The organism is Bacillus sp. SH7-1 (assembly GCF_008042405.1).
Taxonomy (GTDB): Bacteria; Bacillota; Bacilli; order Bacillales; family Bacillaceae_G; genus Bacillus_A; species Bacillus_A thuringiensis_N.
Map to the genome: position 1 here is coordinate 81,649 of NZ_QNUD01000030.1, position 20,597 is coordinate 102,245.

Sequence of the window (20,597 nt, forward strand, 5' to 3'; positions counted from 1 at the left end):
CTATCGAGTTAGCTTACAGTAACATTACACTTATGTAATTTAGTGAAAGTGCACAAAAGTAAGTTAATTTTAAAGAGAAATAATGAGAATATATTAGAAAAGCAATATTGTATCTAGAATGTCATATTATATTGGATGTATTTTGGAAATAACATGTAAGTACATCTTTGTTTTGTTATAATAAACACATAGGCTGTAAAAATGACTATTCTTTACTGTAAAGGGAGATTTTTCAGTTTTCCAAGTAGTGAATTTGAAATATGAGGTATATCATAGGAGGAATTTGGATGTCTGTATTTAAACGATTAAGAGATTTAACAATGTCGAATGTGTATTCAATGATTGAAAAAGCGGAAGATCCAGTTAAGATGACGGATCAATATTTACGCGATATGCAAGCGGATGTACAAGAAGCTGAGAAAAGTGTAGCAGCTCAAATTGCACTTGAGAAGAAATTCAAAATATTATTTGAAGAGCAAGAAGCACTTGTGAAAAAACGTGAAGAGCAAGCTCATATGGCTGTTCAAGCAAGCAATCTTGACCTTGCGCGTCGTGCTCTTGAAGAAAAACAAAATGCAGAGCAAAAGATGAATGAGTATAAAGCAAGCTATGAGCAAAACAAAGCTGCTGCTGATAATCTTCGCCTGAAGCTAGAAGAAATGCGTAAGCAATTAACAGAGCTGAAAAATAAACGTGAAACACTTGTAGCACGTGTAAATGCGGCGAAAGCACAAAAGAATATTAATCAGGCAATGTCTGGATTTGATTCAAATTCAGCGAAAGCTGGTTTAAGCCGTATGGAAGAGAAAGCTCTTCAATTAGAGGCTGAAGCAGAAGCGAGCGGTGAAGTGTACAAAAAAGAAAAATCATTAGATGATGAATTCGCAAGCTTAAACAAAAATTCTGCTGTTGACGATGAATTAGCTCGTATTATGAAGCAGTATGAGAAATAATATAGAATAGAGACAAATGAACCGACATGTCTAAACAAATTCATGTCGGTTTTCTATTATATTTAGAGGAGGTTTTGCAATGACATGGACAAATGTATTAGCCATGCTTGTATGGACTGGAGCGAGTGCAGTACTTTTATTTGCAATTATGTGGGTTGATTCGATTTTTACAAAATACAATGATTTAAAAGAAATAAAAAATGGGAATACAGCTGTGACAACTCGTTTCGTTATGAAATTATTCGCGCAAGGGTACATTTTATCTCAATCGATAACGAAAGCAAATGACTTATGGCAAGCGCTACTTGCATCAGCAGTTTCTTTCGTTATTTTATTAGTGGTAGAAATGTTTATCGAATTTGTGTTAAAGAAAATGGCTGGTTTAGATTTAGAAGAAGGTACGAAAGAAGGCAGTGTTGCGCATGCAATGTTAGCTGGATCATTACATATTGTTGGTGCACTTATTTTAGGTGCTTGTTTATAAATAGAGAAGGAGGGGGTAAATCATGAGTTTATTTAAACGAATTAAAAATATAATGAAGAGCCCAGAGCCGCCGAAACCAGAGAAAAGTTTGTTAACGTTAGCTCCTGGCGATATGATTGAAGTTTCATTAATTATGTACGAATTAACTGGAAAAACGAGTATGCATTCTCGTAAAGAAATTGTTTTAACACTGCAAGACGGGAAAGATATTCGTTATTTAAAAATTGAAGACCGTGAAAATACGTATTACAAATTATATACACCAATTGATGGTCGTTTAGATTCGATTGATGAAATTCCGACGACAATTGAAATGGATGATACAGAGTATCATATGGAAGAGCAATATAACGGACGTGTTGTTGTGATGGGGAAAACACCATTCTCTGCTTCAGAAGAACAGCATGTATGGGAATTCCAATCAGATAATCGAAAATTATTACGTATTGAATGGCAAAATGGTCGCACAATGATGTATGAGGGAGAAGCAATTATTCCTGCTGATGTACAAATTATAAGAGCAACGTAAGGGGGCGTAATCATGTCAAACCGATTGTTTACCATGATTAAATCGTTCGTAATCCCTATACTTGCTATCGTTATATTACTTGTTGTTGCTGGATATGCCTTATCAGGTTGTCAGGGCGGACAGACAAAGTCGATTCAAGACCGTTATCCACTTGAATCTGTCGCAAAAGAAGGTAAACAAGAATCTTACGTGTATAGGGCCGCCAATCGGTCAGTTCCTGAAGTCGCAAAGGAACTCATTAATGAAAGAGAACCGAAGCAAGCATCTAAAGAAGACGAAAATCAAATGTTCCTCGTTTATTCTGATAAGATTTATAATCTGCAAAAGGATAAAGAGAAGCCATCTGATACGTTAATTGAAATAAGTAATAAAGAGTTTGTCCGTCAAAATTACCAACCATCCTTCTTGCAAGGATATATTATGGGAAGTATTTTAAACGATATATTCGGTTCACGAAAATCATCATCCGGTGATTATCGCGGATATAATGACAGACAAAATCATAAACCAGTTATTCCAGAGAGACCACCTACAAAAGAAGAAAAGAAAACCCCGCCTCCAATTACGAAGGAAGGGAAAGGATCTATCATTAAGCGTGGCGATAATGTAGATTCGAAATCTTCTGTAGGAGATACTGGAAGTATTACGAAAAAAGGAAGCAGCACGCCTCCGCCTTCTACTGGAAGCAAAGGGAAAATAACGAAAAATCCAGGTGGTTCGAGCGGATCAGATGTGAAGCCGAAATCATCTATTAAAACGCCACCAAGAAATACATCTCCTCCGAAAACGAGGGTCGGTGGTTCAGGAAAGATTACGAAGAGAAGATAGTGTAGAGACCGAGAAGTGAAATTTGCTTTTCGGTCTTTTTATTATGGGAATTAATTCCTTATAGCTGGTACAATTAAGTTATAAGGAGGAGATTATTATGACTATGTATAAAAGATTTAGTGTAATTATGTTCCTCGTATTATTCTTGAGCTTGTTTATTAGTACAACAATGAAATTTCACTTTGTAGTAGGTATTCTATGGATACTATGTACATGTACTCTTTTTCTATATGTTCCGCTTCGTTTTCAACAAGAAGTGCCCACCTTTCAAAAATACGTAGCATGGATTAAAAGCGGGGGAAGATGGGGCGAGTAAAAATATATCAGCGATTATTGAAATATATTAACTTACCGACAAAAGCTTAATAATAAGAAGAGGGTGTGCCAAAATGTTGGCACACCCTCGTTTTTCATAACGATTAATGAATATCACGTTTCTTAAAGTTACCGCCTTTTACTTCTGCTACGTCATAAACTGTAATAAAGGCGTGTGGATCGATTTCATTAATAAGTTCTTTCATTTTACTTTCTTCTAAACGGTTAATTACACAAGAAATTTCTTTGAATTTCTCTCTTGAATAACCACCATATACTTCGTTATATGTTGCACTTCGGCCTAAACGATCGCGAATGGTTTCTACCATTAATTCAGGCTCTTTTGTAATGATTTTAAATGCTTTCGAACCACTTAAACCAACTTCAACGATATGAATCACTTTCGAAGCAATAAAGTAAGCAATTGCTGAAAGGATAGCTCCTTGAAGACCGAATACGGTTGATACGAAAATAAATACGAACATGTTTAAGAATAAAATAAGGTCACTCGTTCCGAAAGGTAACTTACGAGAAAGCAATACAGCTAGCATATCGATTCCATCTAATGCGCCGCCGTTACGTAATGCTAGTCCCATACCAAAACCGATGATAATACCACCAACAACTGTAACTAATAATGTATCGCCTTCAATAATAGCTGGTATTCCGTGCATGACAACGGTACCTATTGCTAATGAAGCAATCCCGATAATAGAATAAATTGCAAAGCTTTTACCGATCTGCTTATATCCTAACCAAACGAAAGGAATGTTAATAACTGCGATTAGAGCCCCTAATGGCAATCCAAATAATCTTGAACTAACGATACTTAAACCAGTTACACCACCGTCTGATACGTTATTTGGAATTAATACTGCTTCTAATCCGTACGCTGTGATAAATGCCCCAATAATAATCATCAAAGCTTTTGAAGCAATTTTTAGCTTATTGGGCTTGTTTTTGATAATTTTCTTCATATAATTTCCTCGTTTCAAACTAGTTTCTTATTTGTTACGTAATTCACACCTAAATTTTATTTTAACATTTTATTTGAAAAAATTCTCCTTTAATGGATGTATGCAGGGAATATTATCACCATATTATTATTTTAAATACAACTGTAGAAGGTTAGATGGTGGTCATAATTTTGATATAGAAAAGTAGAATGAATAGTATGGATATATACATTTTGGGCATTGATCTTAGGGAGGGGATTCTGTGGGATACTGTACGAAATGTGGGAATGAAACGAGCGAGGGCAACAAGTTTTGCGGGCAGTGCGGGGAGATTCTCAATTATGAAAAAGTAATAGCCAGTCAGCAAAATAGTGACATAGAGGTTTTTTCATTAGTTGGCTTTATAACGGGATTGATATCTTGGTTTATTAATTTATGGGGGCTTGTTGGTACGGTAGCTATTGTATTCTCTATACTAGGTTTAAATAAAAAAGTGACGGGTACAAGTAAAGTGTTTGCTATTGTTGGAATCGTTTCAGGAATTATTAATGTCTTGTATGCGTTTATGTTAATTGTTTAACTAAAAAAATGATCTTCATGAAAGAAGATCATTTTTTTGTAGCTATTAAGAAACAATAAAACTAATGACTGTTAAGAATAAAGCAAAACCTAAAATAGTTCCACATATTTTCATATGGCGCTTACGTCCCATAACGACGATTGCGACATATTCGCGAATCATTGCATTAGGCCAGTAATAAAATGCAGTTTTTGATCCGATTCCTTGGCTATTAAGACCAGCTTGTCTTGCATATATACCGGCGCGGAAAAGGTGGAAATTATTCGTTGTAAAGATACTTCTATACTTACCGTCTGGTTTTAAAGAATCCATAATTTCTTTAGAGAACGACATATTTTGATATGTGTTTACAGAGCGATTTTCTTGCACTGTATGTTCAATCGGAATTCCTTTTTCAACAGCATACTTTTGCATCGCTTCTGCTTCAGGAAGGCCTTCATCTGGGCCTTGGCCACCAGAGAAAATAATTGTTGGTGGTGTATTCACAGCTGCTTGTTTCCAGTAAAAGTCGATTGCTTTATTAATACGACTCGCAAGTAAAGGTGGTACTTTATCATTAATTAAGCCGCTACCAAGAACGATGATGAAATCTTGATTACGCCTTGGTCTGTTGAATTGATATAGAAAATAAGCGCTTAAGAAGTTAGATAAGTGTATGAAGAAATATACGCTTATAAGAGAAATACCTGCAAAAATAGGCTCTAAATGTGATGAGACCAAACTTGCTGGATTTATAATAGGGAGTAACATAAAGAATAACATCCCTAAAGCAGCAAGGAGTGTTAAACAGTTAGTGAACCGACGTCCTTCTCGCTTCATTAAAATTCTTGCATTAAGAAATAATCCAAACATTAAGGCAAGAAAACCGAAAGGAAGCATAATGAGAAGTGCTAAAATAGGTAAAATTATAATATAGCGTAGGACATCACTACTTGCATTCACAGATATAATCACACAAAAAAGCAGGAAAAAACAGAAAAAGGCATTAAATAAAAACCCATTTATTATTTTTCGTGGATCTTTTAGATAGGAGATAAGAAAAATAATAAATAATATAAGAGGGATAATTCCGAAAGACATAAATATAGTACACCTCAATTTGTATAAGAATTTGACATACCTTTTATATTACATGATTTTATAATTGGAAATGAAAGAAAAAGGATTTTGAATTTTCTCAATAAAATACATGTATACATATGTTAAAATGTATAAAAGGCGATATATTAAAAGTAAAATGGTTGAAGAGGCACTCTATGGGGTGTCTTTTCTTTTAGGTATGTAATTATGCATATTATATTTATTTTTAAATGAAGAAGATTAAAATATAAGTGATAGACAGACTTTATAAAGCAGAATTTAATACAAACATTTCCCTCTACTTTTTGTATCTAACAATCGTATAACAATAAATAATTCTGTTTTATAGTGTTTGTTTATGAAAAGCGTAAAAGGTGTCTTCTTTAAAGGCACCTTTTTGTTGTTTAGTATAACTAGTTTTTACTGTTTGCATAGTGGAAACTATCTATACTAAACATTAGCAATCTTCCGTATAAACATTATCAATTTACTATATATTCCAGTGGTGTTAACCTACATATGAAAGGCTTTCTTTTTCAAAATATTACCCCTAATAAATTTTTGAAGAAGTCAACTGTCTCCAAAATTGCCATTCATGCTTAGTAAAAAAGAATCCTGCTGGATTCTTTTTTACGTTCGACAGAATATGACAAAATACATTTGAATAATTTGTTATATTGTTAAATGGTTATTATGGAAAGAGAAGGAGACTTAAGTATGAGATTTAAGAAATTAATTTTAACAGGTGCACTTGTTGCAACTACAGCATTTACTTCAATTGGAACAGCGCAGGCAAGCGCAGGTTTTAAAGATGTTCCAAACAATCATTGGTCTTATAAAGCAATTATGGATTTAGCAAATAAAAACGTTGTTGCTGGATACGGAAATGGGATTTTTGGATTTGGTGATGATGTAACACGTGAGCAAGTTGCAGCTCTTATGTTCCGTCATTTAAAACCGGTAGTAAAAGAACAGTATAACAATCCATATAAAGATGTTACGGATCGTTCAACTATGTTTAAAAAAGAGATTCTTGCTTTAACAGAGATGGGTGTATTCGTTGGAGATAACACAGGGAAATTTAGACCGAAAGATTCGTTAACTCGTGAAGAAATGGCACAAATTTTGACAAGAGGATTCCAATTGCAAATAAGAGGGGATCATAATTTCCCGGATGTAGATAGAAATGGATGGGCGAATCCTGCGATTACTGCAATTAAATCAAATTATATTACGGCTGGAACTGGTGATGGTACATTCGCACCTAAAATGCATGTAAGTCGTGAGCAATACGTTCAGTTCTTATATAATGCAACGTTACCATTTGAAGAAAGACCAGGAGCAAAACAACCACAACCAGAAGTGAAACCTGAAGTAAAGCCAGATCCGAAACGTTTTGCTAATTGTAAAGAAGCAAACGATGCGGGATATTATGACATTACAAGAGATAGTCCTTATTACGGTAAGCATTTAGACCGTGATGGCGATGGAATTGCTTGTGAGAAAAAGAAAAAAGGTAAATAAGAAAAAGCACTCAGTTTGAGTGCTTTTTCTTATGGAAACATGCTATTTTTTTAGGCGCTGTTCATAAAATGAAAGTAAGGAAATGAAAGTAGGTGACAAAATGCCGTCAGTTGTGGAAGGGGTTATTATTGAAAACTGCAATGGAACGATTAATTTAGGGGATAAATATAACGTGCAGCCGATTGAAAAAACGAAAGCTTATAATGGATCGGGATCATCGAATACAGGAATGAAAGTACAAACATTTAGTGGTATTAGTACAGCAGATGTAGGAGATAGCGACGTGAATGATCAAGGAATACAGTTTACTTTATAGAGAAATATGTAAAATTGCATAAAATGATGAACTTACCCTGTGCTACAATCTAGCTGTGAGCTGTTAATGATTCTTCTGTATTATAGTTGTTAGATTAGAAATATAACATCCTATCGAAAATCATACGTATAAAAAAGACACTTCAAAAGAAGTGTCTTTTTTCATCTTAGTGATACCCTTTAGCGGAATCTTTATGAATTTTATTTTTAAAGATACTGTAGCTCCAAAGTTGATATCCAATAACAATTGGCACCATGACCATTGCAACGAAGAACATAATTTTTAAGTTTAATTGACTACCAGCTGCGTTGTATAACGTTGTACTATAAGCATCATTAATACGAGATGGTAACATTCTTGGGAACATGCCTGCAAAGCCAGTTGTCATAAACATTGCGATTGTTAAGCAAACGAATGTAAATGCAAGGCCGATTTTATGTTTATACACCATAATAAGTGCGAGTACACTCATTAACATGGCAAGTACCGGAAGAATGAATAGTACCGGATATTCTGTGAAATTGTGGAATAAGTTTGTACGATTAGCAGTAGCTACATAGAAAATAGCTAAAATGATAGCAGCTGCCATTGAAAATGGTCTTGCGATTTTATACGCACGATCAGATACTTCACCAGTCGTTTTAATCATAACCCAAAGGGCACCAGATACGACGAATATAGCAGTGAAGAACAGACCTCCTAAAATACCGTAATGATTTAGTAAGCTAAGTAAATTTCCTTCATAGCCATTTTTTCCGATTTGTAGTCCATAATAAAGGTTAGCGAACGTAACTCCGAATAAGAAAGCGATTAGGAAACTACCAATTGTAAATGCCCATTTACAAGTTTTTTGCCAAATTGGTGAATCGTCTTTATGCATGAATTCCAGTCCAGCAGCACGAGCAAACAGTGCAAGTAATACTAAAAATAGTGGTGTATATAGGTAGCTAAACATATTTGCATATGTGACTGGGAAGGCAGCAAATGTTGCGCCACCAGCTGTAATTAACCACACTTCATTACCACCCCAGAACGGGCCGATTGCTTCTTGTAATTGATTTCGTTCCTGTCGGTCTTTCGCAACGAAAGGGAAAATCATTCCGTTACCAAGCGCATACCCATCAAGAATAAAGTAAACTGTCCAAATCACACCCCATAAACCAAACCAGATGATTGCAAGCATATCATGAGACATGAGCTGCACCTCCCTCAGTAGCAGGTTCTTCTAGTGCTGCTGGTCCTTTTTTCGCGAACTTCAGCATTAAATATACGTCTGCGATTAAAAGTAAAGTGTAGAACAAGATTAAACTAATTAATGAGAACCAAATTTGTGGAACAGATATAGGTGATACAGATTCTGCTGTACGCATTAGTTTATAAACTGTCCATGGTTGACGACCTACTTCGGCAACAATCCAACCAGCGTTAATTGCGATATATGGTAGTAAAACAGACCATATTGTAATTTTTAAGTAACGTTTTGAGTTTTCTAGTTTTCCTTTTCGGTTTAAATAGAAGCCATACCAAGTTAATGCCATAAAGAACATACCAAGTGCAACCATTAAGCGGAAGCTATAGTACACGAGGTTAACATTTGGACGATCTTCTTTCGGAATATCTTTTAAACCAACAATTTCGCCATCAAATGAATTTGTATAGAAGAAGCTTCCTAACTTTGGAATCGTTAGGAATTCAAAGTTCTTTTCGTTTTTTACATCAGGAATTTGAACAATCGAAAAACCTTGTCCTTTTCCAGTTTCCCAAACAGCTTCCATCGCAGCGCCTTTAGCTGGTTGATATTTAGCTGCTGATACACCAGATTGATGACCCATAAACGGTGTAATTGTTGCGGCGAATAAGCCTAACATTAAGCCAAACTTAAATGATTTTTTGAAGAATTCAACTTCATTCTTACGTAATAAGTGGTAGGCACTAATTGCCATAACGAAGAAAGCACCAACAATATAACAACCAATTACAGTATGGAAGAACATGTTCCAAGCGTATGGATTTGTAACAAGTGCCCAGAAATCATTTAATTCAGCGCGGCCGTTACGTACGACGTAGCCAACAGGGTTTTGCATAAAACCGTTTGCTGTAATAATCCAAAGGGCAGAAATATTTGTTCCAAGTGCAACCATCCACATACAGAAGGCACGGAACTTTGGTGAAATTTTGTCTTTACCGAATAACCATATTCCCATGAAAGTAGATTCTAAGAAGAAGGCAACGAGTGCTTCGATTGCGAGAGGTGATCCGAAAATATCTCCCATATATTTGGAGTACTCAGACCAGTTTGTTCCAAATTGGAATTCCATCGTAATCCCGGTTATAATCCCCATGACGAAGTTAATTGTAAATAATTTACCCCAGAAATTTGCCATTTTGCGATATGTTGGATTCAATGTGCGGGCGTATTGAGTTTCCATACATGCTACCAAAATAACAAGTCCGATTGTCAAAGGTACAAATAAAAAGTGATAAAAAATAGTAATTGCAAATTGAAAACGACTCAGTAACAGAACGTCGGACATAATGAATATTCACTCCTTTTTTACATTATCTACAATCAGTTTATAGTGAAAAAACGTTTTAAATAGGGGGGACTTGTTACAAAGGTGTGTGTATATTTTGAAAGAATTATGTCGGTTATCTGAAAATATCCTATTTTTACTATAAATAAATATACTTTTTGAGTTTTTTAAATTTTGGTACACTATATAAGTAATGTAAATGAGAGAAAAGAGGGTTCTTTACTATGAAGTCATTAGAAGAGATTTTACAATACAATGAAAAATTCGTTGAAGAAAAAAAATACGAAGAATATGAAACGGGAAAATTCCCGAATAAAAAAATGGTAATTATCTCTTGTATGGATACACGTCTTGTTGAATTGTTACCAAAAGCGATGAATATGCGTAACGGTGATGTGAAAATTATTAAAGTAGCAGGAGCTGTTATTTCACATCCGTTTGGCAGTATTATGCGTAGTATTTTAGTCGCTGTATACGAACTTGGCGCTGATGAAGTATGTGTAGTTGGTCACCACGATTGCGGTATGGCAAAAATTCAAGCAAGCAGTACGATTGAGAAGATGAAAGAGCGCGGTGTAACAGATGAGAAATTAGATACACTTCGTTATTCTGGAATCGATTTAGAAAGATTCCTACAAGGGTTCTCTAGTGTAGAAGAAAGTGTAGAACATAGCGTATCAATACTTCGTAACCATCCATTACTTCCGGAAGAAGTACCTGTTCACGGTCTTGTTATTGATCCTGATACAGGAAAATTAGATTTAGTTGTGAATGGTTACGACAATTAAGAATTTACTTTGTCATCCTTTTTATCTGGGACAGGATCAAATCCTCCCGGGTGGAAAGGGTGACATTTTAATATACGCTTACAAGTAAGCCAAAAGCCTTTGAGGGCACCATGTTTTTGAAACGCCTCTAATCCGTAATGAGAACAAGTAGGATAAAAGCGGCAAGTTGGCGGTGTCATTGGAGAAATGAATTTTTGATAAAAGTGTATAATCCCAATAAAAATCTGTTTCATAACGGTCTCCTTTTCAGCATATTCTTAAAGTATTATAGCACGACTGTACATAATACTTTACTAATGTGTATTTCCGTTATATCATATTGGATATAACGGAATTAAATTAAAAGCGGGAGAGATGTTGTATGCCATCAGTAGAAAGCTTTGAATTAGATCATACGATTGTAAAGGCACCTTATGTAAGACATTGCGGAGTTCACAATGTAGGTAGTGACGGTATTGTAAATAAATTTGATATTCGTTTTTGCCAACCGAATAAACAAGCAATGAAACCAGATGTTATTCATACGTTAGAACATTTATTAGCATTTAATTTACGTAAATATATTGATCGTTATCCGCATTTTGATATTATCGATATTTCACCAATGGGCTGCCAAACAGGATATTACCTTGTAGTAAGCGGAACACCGACAGTTCGAGAAATCATTGATTTATTAGAATTAACATTAAAAGATGCGGTTCAAATTGCAGAAATTCCAGCTGCAAATGAAACACAATGTGGTCAAGCGAAGCTTCACGATTTAGAGGGAGCAAAACGCTTAATGAACTTCTGGTTAAGCCAAGATAAAGATGAACTTGAGAAAGTATTTGGATAAAGAAAAACTGCCTGTGAAAGGGCAGTTTTTTTATTGTATTAAGGGCGACCATATTCTTCTTTTTTATGAAAATAAACTAGATACTCCAACATATAAAACAAAGGCAGAACCGAGAAAATAAACAAGTGCTTTTGCTTTTTCCCGTTTCTTCATTTCATCAATTCCAAAAAGGATAAACATAATACTTAAAAGGATAAATACGAATGACAAAAGTATAGAGATATTTGCAAAGAGGCTAAATATAGCGAGGATGAGGGCAATCGTTGCTAGTATAATTCGAATGTTTTTAAACATATAATCCTCCTTTAGTAGAACAATATAAATGGAATAACAAAAATAATTGTAAACATGCTTAAACGGATGCTAATGACTCCAATTTGCTTTGTTGTTTTTGAATCGTCTCAATTCCTACTAAAATGCCATATAAGCTAAAGAGAAATAAAATGATAGGTGAAAAGATTTGAAAGTTCATTGTAAATGTACTGTATAAACATAAGATTAAAGTAATAAAAACGATGGTTAGCTGTAATTTTCTTATATGCATTTGAACCTCCTAGTAGAAAGAAAATAATTATAAATGCTAAATTGATTGGAATTTCATTCTACATGTAGCGAAAGTAGTTCGATATGAGAAAGAAGAATATAAGACTAGAAACGAAAAAAACGGAATGCTCATGGATTTTCGTCCAGATTTCAGTTCGTTAATCCCTAGAAGAATAAAGGAACAGCTGAGAGCAAATTGTATGTATGAGGTAAATATGAAGTTATCAGTAATAAGGGAATAAGTGCAAAGAGAGATTGTGAGAAGTCCTAAAACAATCCGTAATCCAGTTAGCATGTAATTCCCCCTTAAATAGATTATTTACCGGAATAGTTCTGAGAAGCTAAGAAATAAAGCACCAGCTCCAGCTATGAAAGCAAATATACCACTAGATTTTCTGTCTTGTTTTATTTCTCCTAGTCCTATAGTGAAAGCCATTAATCCTAAGAAAATGAACATATAAGGCGTCATTTCTCTATTACCAGTAAAATATCCGTAGATTACTATACATAATGCAATGAGTGCAAAAGTAATCTGTAATCCTTTTAGCATATATATCCCCCCTGTTATTTTATATAGCTAATGATGAGGAAAATCCAAATAAATCCAATTCTTGAATCTTTTTTCTTTATTTGTTCAAGGGTAATGAGGAATATGAAAGCTCCTAATAGAAATGGTGAAAGTGGTAGAAAGTTATGCTGACCTGCCAGTAAACGAATACTGGATATGATGTGGGCTAAAATAAGTAGTATATGCAGCGTATTATGAATTCTTCTTGCTGTTTTGTGTATGTGGGTTATCTTCTGGTTTATCAATTGAATGTTTATAAGCATATCCCTTATTAATCGTCATGACGGAGAGTACGAGGATGACTAGGACGATGATAATACCGATAATTAATATTTTAAACATGGAATCCCTCCTTTTCTTTATTTTACATAATTTTGTAATTGATGAAAACAATAGAAATAAAAAGGATGAAAGAAGGGCGTTACATGGAACAGAAAAAAACATATTATATATCAATAGGAAACGGTCAAATTTCACAAGTGAAGACGGCGGATACGTATAATTTTGAGATTTCCGCAAGTGATGAGGAAATTACGGAGTTAAGAGAGTATTTCGATCAAGCGTATGTAGAGGATTTAGGTTCATTTGTACGCTCCCACGTTCCATTTGTTGAGTATCATCACGATTCTAATAATGACCGATATGATGAACAACTACAAAAAGCATATAAAATGATTTACGATTTAGGAAATCATGAGACGAAAGAATTAGTCGCGCAAATGGGAATAATCAATGGATTATAATTGGATAATATTATGCAGAAAAGCGAGAATATGCTACAATTTGTGGTAGGAAAAACTTGTAACCATCAATAGGGGAGTAATGGCATGTACAAATTTAAAGATTATTACCACAACACTGTACAATTATCGTTTGAACGTTATCCATTTTCTCCTGAGCCAAAGCATGTTTGGGTTGTATGCCGGTACGGGGATCAATGGTTATTAACACATCATTTACGTCGCGGTCTTGAATTTCCAGGTGGTAAAGTAGAACTAGGGGAAACACCGGAAGAAGCGGCAGTTCGAGAAGTTCATGAAGAAACTGGCGGCATAGTTTCTGATTTAACTTACTTAGGACAATATAAAGTATCTGGAAAAGACAAAATAATCATTAAAAACATTTATTTTGCAACGATTAGTGCGGTAGAAGCACATACGCATTACGAAGAAACGAAAGGATCTGTTTTATTAACAGACATTCCTGACAACATTAAAACGGATAGAAAATTTAGCTTTATAATGCGCGACGATGTATTGGCGCGTACGATGAAACATATAGAAGAAATCGGCTGTTTTACGAAGTAAAGTGGCCGGTTTCTTTTTTTATGTGTAAGGATAAATGTAAGTATATCTTTACATCGTTTTGGGTATATTATACAATTTTGTAAAGATATATTTACATTTTAGGAGGGGGAAGATGGATAACAGAAAAGAAACGACTGTTACTGTTTCGATGGTTAAATTAAATGTCTATGCATTTCTTATAATATTCGCTTTGGCGTTTGGAATTGGTTATTTGCATATATTTCTTTCAGGCGGGGTTCAATTTGAATTTACATTGCCCGTTATGTTTCTTTTGATTATTGGAATGATTGTTTTCGTTTGTATTCATGAGGCAATACATTTAATTGGATTTCGTTATATCGGAGGTGTTCCGTGGAGTGAACTAACATGGGGCGTCAATTGGAAATTAGGTGTTGCATATGCTCATTCTAAACAGGCGATTACAGTAAAGCAAATGAAGAAAGTGTTAATGCTGCCGTTTTTACCAACTGGAATTTTGCCAATTGTAATTGGATTAGCTATGAATATGCAATCCATCTCATTTTTAGGGATTTTACTAACAGCAGGTTGTATCGGTGACATTGCTTTATATCAAAAAGTTTCAAAGTTTCCAGATGATGCGCAAGTTAAAGATCATCCGAGTAAACCGCAGTTTACAGTATATGAATCATAAAGAAAGGGGAGGCGTTTTTGAATAACGGCCTCCCCTTCCTTTATGATTTTTTGTTGATAAGTTAATATTTCTTGCCATATCGCTAATAAAATCCCATGTACTATCATATTGTTTTCATCTTTACCTCTAAAAACGAAAGCACCTCTAACAAATCGTTCACTACACGTGGATGCTCAAAGTCATCCCAAAATGAATCTCTCTTCCACACACCAAGGATCCCTGCTTGTTCAGAACCAAGCACATCGTTTTCTGGATGATCTCCAACGTAAAGACATTCTGCGGCCTTAACATCTAGCTTTTTTAAAGCTCGTTCGAAAATTTCAGGATGCGGTTTTTTAATTCCTTCCGCTTCGGAAACGAGAATTGTATTTGTATACGTATGTATGTTTAATGCGCAAAGATTGTTCATTTGAAAGTCAGTAAAGCCGTTTGTAATAATGCCAATTTTAATATTTTGTTGTGTTAAACGTTGAAGTAATTCATGCATGTTTTGGAAAGGGATACAATGATGTTGGAAGTTAGTAATGTAGTCGTGCAGTAGTTGCTCTGGTGTTAAAGTGGTAATGTTGTATTCGGAAAGAAGAGTAGCATAGACTTTATCTTTCCACGTATAGCCATTATTATCTAGTTCGAGAAATCGAGAACAATACTCGAATTTTTCTATGTTCATTAAGTGAGAGGTAAAGCGATTATATTGATCATGAATAAATTGTTCTAAAGATTGACGACGGTCTAATAGTGTTCCATCTAAGTCGAATAAGACTGCTCGAATCATGGGAAACCTCCTTACAGTTTATATAATTAATTATCGCATATTCGTTAAAAAATGATTATTATATTTTTGTAGAATGTATTGATGGAGGACTGTATGAAGAGACTGTATGGCAAGTTAGTAGGGGTTATCGTTGCAATCGGCTTACTAGCAGGATGCGAAAGTTCTATGAAGAGTGTGAAAGAAAAAGAAGTGTGTAAAACAGAAGAAGAATGTATGGAAATAGGAGATAAGAAACTTCAAAAAGTATATGAAAAAATAAATGGATTATCTGAGCTTGAAGCAGTAGAAGATTATGAAATAGAAGAGCATGAAAGTGCGGATACGAAAGAGGTAGAGCAGAAAAAAGATGATGAGGATGATGAAAGTTATTTCTTTTTAGCTTCTTATTATATCGATGGTGATGAAATTGTAGATCCTTATTTTGAAAAAATAGAACGGAAACGTTTAAATAAAGTATTCGCTGAAGATAAAGAAGCGAAAGAAGAGGTGCTACAACAACGTCAAGATAGAGGGTATCATGAAGACTTATGGGATATGTATCGTACACTCATTCCAGCTAAATATCGCGGGAATATAACAGAATTTGATTTAATAACGGATGGTTATGACGGTGTTGTTGCCCATGTTATGCCGAGTATGGAGAATCCGAAAGACTGGACTCTTAGCCTAGATACACTTGATTCTGCGGTAAATATCGATGAAGTGATGAAAACATTAATTCATGAGACAGCTCACGTATTGACGCTCGGGCATAAGCAAATACCCGTAGATGAAAACTATGTAAAGGCTTTTGAAGAAGATAAAGATATTTTAACGTACCAAAATAAATGTGGAAATCTTTTCTTACAAGAGGGATGTGCGAAGGAAAAATCTTATATTAATCAATTTTATAACTCTTTCTGGAAGCCTATTGAGCAGGAGTGGACAGAAAAGAAAGTAGAAGAAAGTGAAGAAACTCAAATTGAGTTTTTTAAAGAAAAGCAAGATGAGTTTGTCTCACAGTATGGAACGACAAATGTAGCAGAAGATATTGCTGATACGTTTACAGCGTTTATTTTGCAAGATTCCAAAAAGGTGAAAGAAGGATCGGAGTTAAAGTATAAAAAAATTGCGTTCTTTTATCAGTTCCCCGAGCTTGTAAAAATGAGAGCGGAAGTGTTGTCGGGATTATATGATGTTTCGAAAACGATAGAGCAACAAAGTGGACATTAATGCGAGTTGTATATTTTAGCCAAGAAAACGTAAAGAATTTTAGTTCTTTGCGTTTTTTATGTTGATAAAATTGAAAATTCTGTCTTTTTTATTAAAAAGAAGAAGGAACTATCACTATAAAATAGAATTAGTATAAAAATGTCACAATTTAGACACAATTATAATGCGCGTGTTGTAGGGGCTATAAGTTTACTCTCGAGGAGGTAATGAAACGTATGAAAACGATTCTTGCTGTTGCTGGTCTCATTTGGGTAATGTCTCACGGTTTTCCGATTTTTGAAGGGGAGCAAATTCGTAGTGCATTGGATAAAAAGTTTAATGATTATCATGTGATAGATCGAAAAGATAATGTCGTTACAGTACGTGTGAAAGATTGTTTCCATACAGTTACGGTTGCGGATGGAAACGTTAAAAATGAAACAAAGATGTGTGATAAAAAGTAAAAGAAAGAAGCTGACTATAGTTTATCGTCCTAAGTCAGCTTTTTTTTCGTTTCCCAATTAGAAGTTTTTCAAACGCCTCAACAAACACATACATAAGTGTGGCGAGGACGCAGGTGAGTAATACGCTCAGTAAGACGAGCGTGAAATTAAATACTTGGAATCCATAGCTAATTAAGTAGCCAAGACCTTGTTTAGAGACGAGAAGTTCGCCGAATATAACGCCGACCCATGATAAACCAACGTTTACTTTTAACGTTGAGATAATGGCTGGGAAGGATGCAGGGAGAACTACTTGTTTATAACATTGCCATTTATTTGCGCCGAATGTGTCCATCACTTTTATATAGTTAGAATCGACTTCTTGAAATGCGCTGTAAATAACGAGAATGGTAATGATGATGGAAATGATTACTCCCATTGCAATTGACGAAGAAATATTTGGGCCGAAGATTACAATGATAATCGGACCAAGTGCCACTTTTGGCATGGCGTTTAGGACGACGAGATATGGATCAAGTACGCGGGCGAGAAGTGGTATCCACCAAAGGAAAGTAGCGATAATGGCTCCGAGCACTGTTCCAAGAATGAAGCCTACTCCCGTTTCAAGTAATGTCGTCCATATGTGGACCCAAAGCGAACCGTCAAGCCATTTACTAAGGAAGAGATCCCAAATGCTTGAAGGAGAGCTAAAGAGTAAAGGGTCAATCCACTCTTTTTTGCTAGCTATTTCCCATAGTGCAAAGAAAAGAATGAGCAGTAAAAGTTGTAAAGACCTGGCTAACCATGCGCGTCTGCGTTCTTTCTTCCGAAACTGTTCATGTAGTTGCTTTATATTATCCAAGGCGTTCCAGCTCCTTCCATATATCTTGGAAGAGGGATGGGAAGTCATGGTGGTGGCGTGATTCTAACGGTGATAAAGAGCGGATGCTTTCTGGGACGATAAATGTTTTTGCAATTTTTCCGGGATTTGCTTGTAGTAAATAAATACGATCACTCATCGCAATTGCTTCTTCAATATCATGTGTCACGAGTAGTGAAGTTTTCTTATATTTACGTAGTAAGTTGAAAACGAGATCTTCTAGTTTCAATTTCGTTTGATAATCGAGCGCTGAGAATGGTTCATCTAGCAATAAAATTTTGGGGTCGGTCGCTAACGTTCGAACGAGAGCGGCACGTTGACGCATACCGCCGGATAGTTCACGAGGGTATTGCTCTTCTATGTCATGTAGACCGACTTGTTTTAAAAGCTGTAAAGTATGTTTTTTCGTCTGTTCATTGTAAATTTTTCGGGTGTGAAGTCCAAGCATAATATTTTCTTCAATTGTTTTCCAAGGAAACAAGTAGTCTTGCTGCAACATGTACCCCATAGATGAAGTTTTTGTTGTAATGGGCTCACCATCTAAAAAGACGATACCTTCAATTGGATCAAGCAGCCCAGCAATAATGGAGAGGAGTGTCGTTTTGCCGCAACCACTTGGACCGAGTATCGAAATGAATTCGCCTTCTTCTACTTGTAAACTCATATCTTCGAGAATCAGTTTGGCATTCTCTTTTGCGAAAAAGCAGTGAGAAACGTTACGTATTTGTAAAAAACTCATACACTTCGCCTCTATTTCTTAATAACGCTTTCGGCAATTTTTGTATTGACGAGCGCTTCATGTGGAACTTCTTTTTGTAATTCGCCAGCTTCCTTCATAATCGTTTGGAGCTGTTTCCATTCTTCAGCATCTAATAGCGGATTTGTCGCATAAGAATGTTGCTTTTTATACCGTTCGATTACTTTTACTGTAATGTCTTTTGAAGTGTCTTTAAATAACGGAGAAACGGCTTCAGCAATCTCTTCTGGACTATGAGTATCAACCCATTGCTGCGCTTTATAGAGAGCACGTGTGAATTTTTCAGCAGCAGCTTTATCCTTTTTTAAGAAACTTTCTTTTGCCATGAACGATGTATAAGGAACAGTACCCGATTCATTTCCGAACGAAGCGACGATATAACCTTTACCTTCTTTTTCGAATATACTTGCAGTCGGTTCAAAGAGCTGTACAAATTCTCCCGTACCAGATGCGTAGGCATTTGCAATGTTAGCAAACTCGATGTTTTGAATTAAGTTTGTATCTTTGTGAGGATCAATGCCATTTTTCTTTAAAACGTATTCTCCAACCATTTGCGGCATGCCGCCTTTACGTTGTCCTAAAAACGTAACACCCTTTACGTCATTCCAATTAAAAGAGTCTAATTTTTTACGTGAAACTAAAAATGTTCCATCTGTTTGTGTAAGCTGTGCGAAGTTAATGACAGGGTCTTTTGCGCCTTGTTGATGAACGTAAATGGACGTTTCAGAACCAACGAGAGCAATATCAATGCCGCCAGATAATAGGGCGGTCATCGTTTTATCTCCGCCAGCTGTTGTTTGTAGATCAATATTTAATCCTTCATCTTTAAAAAATCCTTTTTTAATCCCAACATATAACGGGGCATAGAAGAGAGAATGGGTAACTTCGCCGACCCGAATGTTTTGAGTTTGTTCTTTCGTACCTTCTTTTTTACTACTGCAAGCAGCAAATGTGAAAACAGCTAGTAACATGATACAAAAAACAGCTATTAATTTTTTCACTATATAACACCTCCTAGAAGTCACTCTACAAGCATGATATGTAGGTAAGTGCCCATATGTGAGTGTAGATAGCAGGAATTTTTTGGGTGATAAAGAAGTACAAATATAAGGGGTGATAAAATGGAGTACGAATATGATGATAGCGTACATTTACATCTTGATTATTTCGGAACAGAATGTGATATGGAATCGATTGCTTATAAGCGGAAGGATGAAGACGTGTGGGATGTGTATTTTAATTTTGGAGCATATGGTCTTCAGAAAGATGAGATCGAAACAGGTAGATTTATGGACGAATATGCTGGTTATTACGTTTTTTCTGTACATGCTCGTGATCTTAGCTGGGAATTTGGAAGTGCTCAATTTGAAGAGTGGGTTTTGAGAAATCAGATAGTAGAAAAATCGCTGCAAAAATAGGGAGGAATTTTGTGGTCGATTTTCTCATTTTATTGTTTATTTTCGTAGTCGGATTTTTTATTATGCAAGTACTCGTTTACCGATTTGCAAAGAGCAACATTCAAAAGTATACAAAAATAAAGTGTGTTCATATGTGGCTAGAGATGAATATGAAAAAGGGACCGAGATTAGATCTTTTTGATTTTGTAGTTATCGTACTTGTATGTATTATATGGAAAGTATGGATGTATTCTCTTGTGTAATAAATATGCCCATTTCTATTAAAATAAAGGAGAACCTGTCAGTGTTGATAGGTTCTTTTTTTATGATAACAATTTTGTAAAGTATAGTTTATTTATTAT

Annotated in this window: 30 protein-coding genes and 1 pseudogene; 17 read left to right on the forward strand and 14 right to left on the reverse strand. The window is 35.2% G+C overall.

The window, feature by feature from the left end:
- The first annotated feature begins 287 nt into the window (after nt 1-287).
- From DN390_RS22240 to DN390_RS22260, 5 genes are all read left to right on the forward strand, one after another.
- On the forward strand, nt 288-953 hold the full coding sequence (locus DN390_RS22240) for a PspA/IM30 family protein (RefSeq protein WP_000110298.1): 666 nt from the start codon (nt 288-290) through the stop codon (nt 951-953).
- 79 nt (nt 954-1,032) lie between these two features.
- The gene (locus DN390_RS22245; RefSeq protein ID WP_000220322.1) at nt 1,033-1,437 is read left to right on the forward strand and encodes a DUF350 domain-containing protein; all 405 of its coding nucleotides are present in this window, start codon (nt 1,033-1,035) and stop codon (nt 1,435-1,437) included.
- A 22-nt stretch (nt 1,438-1,459) separates the two neighbouring features.
- On the forward strand, nt 1,460-1,966 hold the full coding sequence (locus tag DN390_RS22250) for a DUF4178 domain-containing protein (RefSeq protein ID WP_060632659.1): 507 nt from the start codon (nt 1,460-1,462) through the stop codon (nt 1,964-1,966).
- Nucleotides 1,967-1,978: 12 nt separating this feature from the next.
- Entirely contained in the window at nt 1,979-2,794 is an 816-nt protein-coding gene (locus DN390_RS22255) for a DUF4247 domain-containing protein (protein ID WP_060632658.1), read from the forward strand.
- 97 nt (nt 2,795-2,891) lie between these two features.
- On the forward strand, nt 2,892-3,110 hold the full coding sequence (locus DN390_RS22260; RefSeq protein WP_147808462.1) for a hypothetical protein: 219 nt from the start codon (nt 2,892-2,894) through the stop codon (nt 3,108-3,110).
- Between the two features lie 103 nt (nt 3,111-3,213).
- Here the strand turns inward: DN390_RS22260 and DN390_RS22265 are convergent, their stop codons facing one another.
- Nucleotides 3,214-4,086 carry a YitT family protein gene (locus DN390_RS22265; protein WP_147808463.1) on the reverse strand — a complete coding sequence of 291 codons (873 nt, stop codon included), beginning with the start codon at nt 4,084-4,086 and terminating at the stop codon, nt 3,214-3,216.
- Nucleotides 4,087-4,327: 241 nt separating this feature from the next.
- On the opposite strand from DN390_RS22265, the gene DN390_RS22270 reads away from it, so the two are divergent.
- The gene (locus DN390_RS22270) at nt 4,328-4,645 is read left to right on the forward strand and encodes a zinc ribbon domain-containing protein (RefSeq protein WP_147808464.1); all 318 of its coding nucleotides are present in this window, start codon (nt 4,328-4,330) and stop codon (nt 4,643-4,645) included.
- Nucleotides 4,646-4,690: 45 nt separating this feature from the next.
- Here the strand turns inward: DN390_RS22270 and DN390_RS22275 are convergent, their stop codons facing one another.
- Complete coding sequence (locus DN390_RS22275) at nt 4,691-5,725, reverse strand: YdcF family protein (protein ID WP_147808465.1); 1,035 nt, start codon at nt 5,723-5,725, stop codon at nt 4,691-4,693.
- 717 nt (nt 5,726-6,442) lie between these two features.
- Between DN390_RS22275 and DN390_RS22280 the strand changes: the two genes are divergently transcribed.
- Nucleotides 6,443-7,249: an S-layer homology domain-containing protein gene (locus DN390_RS22280; protein WP_147808466.1), complete on the forward strand. Its 807-nt coding sequence runs from the start codon at nt 6,443-6,445 to the stop codon at nt 7,247-7,249.
- Nucleotides 7,250-7,331: 82 nt separating this feature from the next.
- Nucleotides 7,332-7,565, forward strand: coding sequence for a spore germination protein (locus tag DN390_RS22285; protein ID WP_011040784.1), 234 nt, complete (start codon nt 7,332-7,334; stop codon nt 7,563-7,565).
- 166 nt (nt 7,566-7,731) lie between these two features.
- On the opposite strand, the gene cydB is transcribed toward DN390_RS22285, so the two are convergent.
- Both cydB and cydA read right to left on the reverse strand, forming a co-directional pair.
- Nucleotides 7,732-8,760, reverse strand: a complete 1,029-nt coding sequence (gene cydB / locus DN390_RS22290) for a cytochrome d ubiquinol oxidase subunit II (protein ID WP_063223644.1) — start codon at nt 8,758-8,760, stop codon at nt 7,732-7,734.
- Nucleotides 8,750-10,099, reverse strand: coding sequence for a cytochrome ubiquinol oxidase subunit I (gene cydA, locus DN390_RS22295; protein ID WP_060632654.1), 1,350 nt, complete (start codon nt 10,097-10,099; stop codon nt 8,750-8,752). The genes cydB and cydA overlap by 11 nt, the downstream gene beginning before the upstream one ends.
- Before the next feature lie 224 nt (nt 10,100-10,323).
- Here cydA and DN390_RS22300 point away from each other — a divergent pair, with 224 nt between their 5' ends.
- Nucleotides 10,324-10,887, forward strand: coding sequence for a beta-class carbonic anhydrase (locus tag DN390_RS22300; RefSeq protein WP_000838170.1), 564 nt, complete (start codon nt 10,324-10,326; stop codon nt 10,885-10,887).
- Here DN390_RS22300 and yidD read toward each other — a convergent pair.
- Nucleotides 10,884-11,120, reverse strand: coding sequence for a membrane protein insertion efficiency factor YidD (yidD, locus tag DN390_RS22305; RefSeq protein ID WP_000809327.1), 237 nt, complete (start codon nt 11,118-11,120; stop codon nt 10,884-10,886). The genes DN390_RS22300 and yidD overlap by 4 nt on opposite strands.
- Nucleotides 11,121-11,248: 128 nt before the next feature.
- On the opposite strand from yidD, the gene luxS reads away from it, so the two are divergent.
- Nucleotides 11,249-11,722: an S-ribosylhomocysteine lyase LuxS gene (gene luxS / locus DN390_RS22310; RefSeq protein ID WP_147808467.1), complete on the forward strand. Its 474-nt coding sequence runs from the start codon at nt 11,249-11,251 to the stop codon at nt 11,720-11,722.
- A gap of 63 nt (nt 11,723-11,785) precedes the next feature.
- Here luxS and DN390_RS22315 read toward each other — a convergent pair whose 3' ends face one another.
- From DN390_RS22315 to ytzI, 5 genes and pseudogenes are all read right to left on the reverse strand, one after another.
- Entirely contained in the window at nt 11,786-12,016 is a 231-nt protein-coding gene (locus DN390_RS22315) for a YczI family protein (RefSeq protein WP_147808468.1), read from the reverse strand.
- Nucleotides 12,017-12,027: 11 nt separating this feature from the next.
- Nucleotides 12,028-12,266 (reverse strand): annotated as a pseudogene (locus DN390_RS22320) (hypothetical protein).
- A gap of 318 nt (nt 12,267-12,584) precedes the next feature.
- Complete coding sequence (locus DN390_RS22325) at nt 12,585-12,815, reverse strand: YczI family protein (protein ID WP_060632651.1); 231 nt, start codon at nt 12,813-12,815, stop codon at nt 12,585-12,587.
- 14 nt (nt 12,816-12,829) lie between these two features.
- Nucleotides 12,830-13,033, reverse strand: coding sequence for a hypothetical protein (locus DN390_RS22330; protein ID WP_147808503.1), 204 nt, complete (start codon nt 13,031-13,033; stop codon nt 12,830-12,832).
- Complete coding sequence (gene ytzI, locus DN390_RS22335) at nt 13,026-13,175, reverse strand: YtzI protein (protein ID WP_141439171.1); 150 nt, start codon at nt 13,173-13,175, stop codon at nt 13,026-13,028. The genes DN390_RS22330 and ytzI overlap by 8 nt, the downstream gene beginning before the upstream one ends.
- A gap of 83 nt (nt 13,176-13,258) precedes the next feature.
- Here ytzI and DN390_RS22340 point away from each other — a divergent pair, with 83 nt between their 5' ends.
- The 3 genes from DN390_RS22340 to DN390_RS22350 all read left to right on the forward strand — a co-directional run bounded on the left by DN390_RS22340 (nt 13,259) and on the right by DN390_RS22350 (nt 14,792).
- Nucleotides 13,259-13,576, forward strand: a complete 318-nt coding sequence (locus DN390_RS22340; protein ID WP_000435821.1) for a hypothetical protein — start codon at nt 13,259-13,261, stop codon at nt 13,574-13,576.
- A gap of 84 nt (nt 13,577-13,660) precedes the next feature.
- Entirely contained in the window at nt 13,661-14,140 is a 480-nt protein-coding gene (gene mutTA / locus DN390_RS22345; protein ID WP_000276383.1) for an antimutator 8-oxo-(dGTP/GTP)ase, read from the forward strand.
- A 112-nt stretch (nt 14,141-14,252) separates the two neighbouring features.
- The gene (locus DN390_RS22350) at nt 14,253-14,792 is read left to right on the forward strand and encodes a DUF3267 domain-containing protein (protein WP_147808469.1); all 540 of its coding nucleotides are present in this window, start codon (nt 14,253-14,255) and stop codon (nt 14,790-14,792) included.
- Nucleotides 14,793-14,895: 103 nt separating this feature from the next.
- On the opposite strand, the gene DN390_RS22355 is transcribed toward DN390_RS22350, so the two are convergent.
- A complete protein-coding gene (locus tag DN390_RS22355) occupies nt 14,896-15,567 on the reverse strand; it encodes an HAD family hydrolase (protein WP_147808470.1) in 672 nt (223 codons plus the stop codon).
- A gap of 93 nt (nt 15,568-15,660) precedes the next feature.
- Here DN390_RS22355 and DN390_RS22360 point away from each other — a divergent pair, with 93 nt between their 5' ends.
- Both DN390_RS22360 and DN390_RS22365 read left to right on the forward strand, forming a co-directional pair.
- Nucleotides 15,661-16,779, forward strand: a complete 1,119-nt coding sequence (locus DN390_RS22360) for a recombinase family protein (RefSeq protein WP_147808471.1) — start codon at nt 15,661-15,663, stop codon at nt 16,777-16,779.
- Nucleotides 16,780-16,994: 215 nt separating this feature from the next.
- Nucleotides 16,995-17,222 (forward strand): hypothetical protein, encoded by a 228-nt coding sequence (locus tag DN390_RS22365; protein WP_000849109.1) that lies wholly within the window; start codon nt 16,995-16,997, stop codon nt 17,220-17,222.
- Between the two features lie 34 nt (nt 17,223-17,256).
- Here DN390_RS22365 and DN390_RS22370 read toward each other — a convergent pair whose 3' ends face one another.
- The 3 genes from DN390_RS22370 to DN390_RS22380 are packed head-to-tail and all read right to left on the reverse strand — an operon-like array spanning nt 17,257 to nt 19,839.
- On the reverse strand, nt 17,257-18,063 hold the full coding sequence (locus DN390_RS22370) for an ABC transporter permease (protein WP_016135516.1): 807 nt from the start codon (nt 18,061-18,063) through the stop codon (nt 17,257-17,259).
- Nucleotides 18,056-18,820: an ABC transporter ATP-binding protein gene (locus DN390_RS22375; RefSeq protein WP_147808472.1), complete on the reverse strand. Its 765-nt coding sequence runs from the start codon at nt 18,818-18,820 to the stop codon at nt 18,056-18,058. The genes DN390_RS22370 and DN390_RS22375 overlap by 8 nt, the downstream gene beginning before the upstream one ends.
- Before the next feature lie 11 nt (nt 18,821-18,831).
- Complete coding sequence (locus DN390_RS22380; RefSeq protein WP_060632645.1) at nt 18,832-19,839, reverse strand: ABC transporter substrate-binding protein; 1,008 nt, start codon at nt 19,837-19,839, stop codon at nt 18,832-18,834.
- Nucleotides 19,840-19,959: 120 nt separating this feature from the next.
- Between DN390_RS22380 and DN390_RS22385 the strand changes: the two genes are divergently transcribed.
- On the forward strand, nt 19,960-20,256 hold the full coding sequence (locus DN390_RS22385) for a DUF3986 family protein (protein ID WP_060632644.1): 297 nt from the start codon (nt 19,960-19,962) through the stop codon (nt 20,254-20,256).
- A gap of 11 nt (nt 20,257-20,267) precedes the next feature.
- Nucleotides 20,268-20,498, forward strand: coding sequence for a hypothetical protein (locus DN390_RS22390; protein ID WP_060632643.1), 231 nt, complete (start codon nt 20,268-20,270; stop codon nt 20,496-20,498).
- Nucleotides 20,499-20,597 lie beyond the last annotated feature (99 nt).

Excerpts from the sequence above, each read along its gene's own strand:
- DN390_RS22325 (WP_060632651.1), bottom strand. The coding sequence starts at position 12,815 with ATGCTAAAAGGATTACAGATTACTTTTGCACTCATTGCATTATGTATA.
- DN390_RS22355 (WP_147808470.1), bottom strand. The coding sequence starts at position 15,567 with ATGATTCGAGCAGTCTTATTCGACTTAGATGGAACACTATTAGACCGT.
- DN390_RS22340 (WP_000435821.1), top strand. The coding sequence starts at position 13,259 with ATGGAACAGAAAAAAACATATTATATATCAATAGGAAACGGTCAAATT.
- mutTA (WP_000276383.1), top strand. The coding sequence starts at position 13,661 with ATGTACAAATTTAAAGATTATTACCACAACACTGTACAATTATCGTTT.
- DN390_RS22260 (WP_147808462.1), top strand. The coding sequence starts at position 2,892 with ATGACTATGTATAAAAGATTTAGTGTAATTATGTTCCTCGTATTATTC.
- luxS (WP_147808467.1), top strand. The coding sequence starts at position 11,249 with ATGCCATCAGTAGAAAGCTTTGAATTAGATCATACGATTGTAAAGGCA.
- DN390_RS22250 (WP_060632659.1), top strand. The coding sequence starts at position 1,460 with ATGAGTTTATTTAAACGAATTAAAAATATAATGAAGAGCCCAGAGCCG.
- yidD (WP_000809327.1), bottom strand. The coding sequence starts at position 11,120 with ATGAAACAGATTTTTATTGGGATTATACACTTTTATCAAAAATTCATT.
- DN390_RS22300 (WP_000838170.1), top strand. The coding sequence starts at position 10,324 with ATGAAGTCATTAGAAGAGATTTTACAATACAATGAAAAATTCGTTGAA.
- DN390_RS22350 (WP_147808469.1), top strand. The coding sequence starts at position 14,253 with ATGGATAACAGAAAAGAAACGACTGTTACTGTTTCGATGGTTAAATTA.
- DN390_RS22315 (WP_147808468.1), bottom strand. The coding sequence starts at position 12,016 with ATGTTTAAAAACATTCGAATTATACTAGCAACGATTGCCCTCATCCTC.
- cydA (WP_060632654.1), bottom strand. The coding sequence starts at position 10,099 with ATGTCCGACGTTCTGTTACTGAGTCGTTTTCAATTTGCAATTACTATT.
- DN390_RS22365 (WP_000849109.1), top strand. The coding sequence starts at position 16,995 with ATGAAAACGATTCTTGCTGTTGCTGGTCTCATTTGGGTAATGTCTCAC.
- ytzI (WP_141439171.1), bottom strand. The coding sequence starts at position 13,175 with ATGTTTAAAATATTAATTATCGGTATTATCATCGTCCTAGTCATCCTC.
- DN390_RS22285 (WP_011040784.1), top strand. The coding sequence starts at position 7,332 with ATGAAAGTAGGTGACAAAATGCCGTCAGTTGTGGAAGGGGTTATTATT.
- DN390_RS22255 (WP_060632658.1), top strand. The coding sequence starts at position 1,979 with ATGTCAAACCGATTGTTTACCATGATTAAATCGTTCGTAATCCCTATA.
- DN390_RS22240 (WP_000110298.1), top strand. The coding sequence starts at position 288 with ATGTCTGTATTTAAACGATTAAGAGATTTAACAATGTCGAATGTGTAT.
- DN390_RS22265 (WP_147808463.1), bottom strand. The coding sequence starts at position 4,086 with ATGAAGAAAATTATCAAAAACAAGCCCAATAAGCTAAAAATTGCTTCA.
- DN390_RS22385 (WP_060632644.1), top strand. The coding sequence starts at position 19,960 with ATGGAGTACGAATATGATGATAGCGTACATTTACATCTTGATTATTTC.
- DN390_RS22245 (WP_000220322.1), top strand. The coding sequence starts at position 1,033 with ATGACATGGACAAATGTATTAGCCATGCTTGTATGGACTGGAGCGAGT.
- DN390_RS22360 (WP_147808471.1), top strand. The coding sequence starts at position 15,661 with ATGAAGAGACTGTATGGCAAGTTAGTAGGGGTTATCGTTGCAATCGGC.
- DN390_RS22280 (WP_147808466.1), top strand. The coding sequence starts at position 6,443 with ATGAGATTTAAGAAATTAATTTTAACAGGTGCACTTGTTGCAACTACA.
- DN390_RS22375 (WP_147808472.1), bottom strand. The coding sequence starts at position 18,820 with ATGAGTTTTTTACAAATACGTAACGTTTCTCACTGCTTTTTCGCAAAA.
- cydB (WP_063223644.1), bottom strand. The coding sequence starts at position 8,760 with ATGTCTCATGATATGCTTGCAATCATCTGGTTTGGTTTATGGGGTGTG.
- DN390_RS22275 (WP_147808465.1), bottom strand. The coding sequence starts at position 5,725 with ATGTCTTTCGGAATTATCCCTCTTATATTATTTATTATTTTTCTTATC.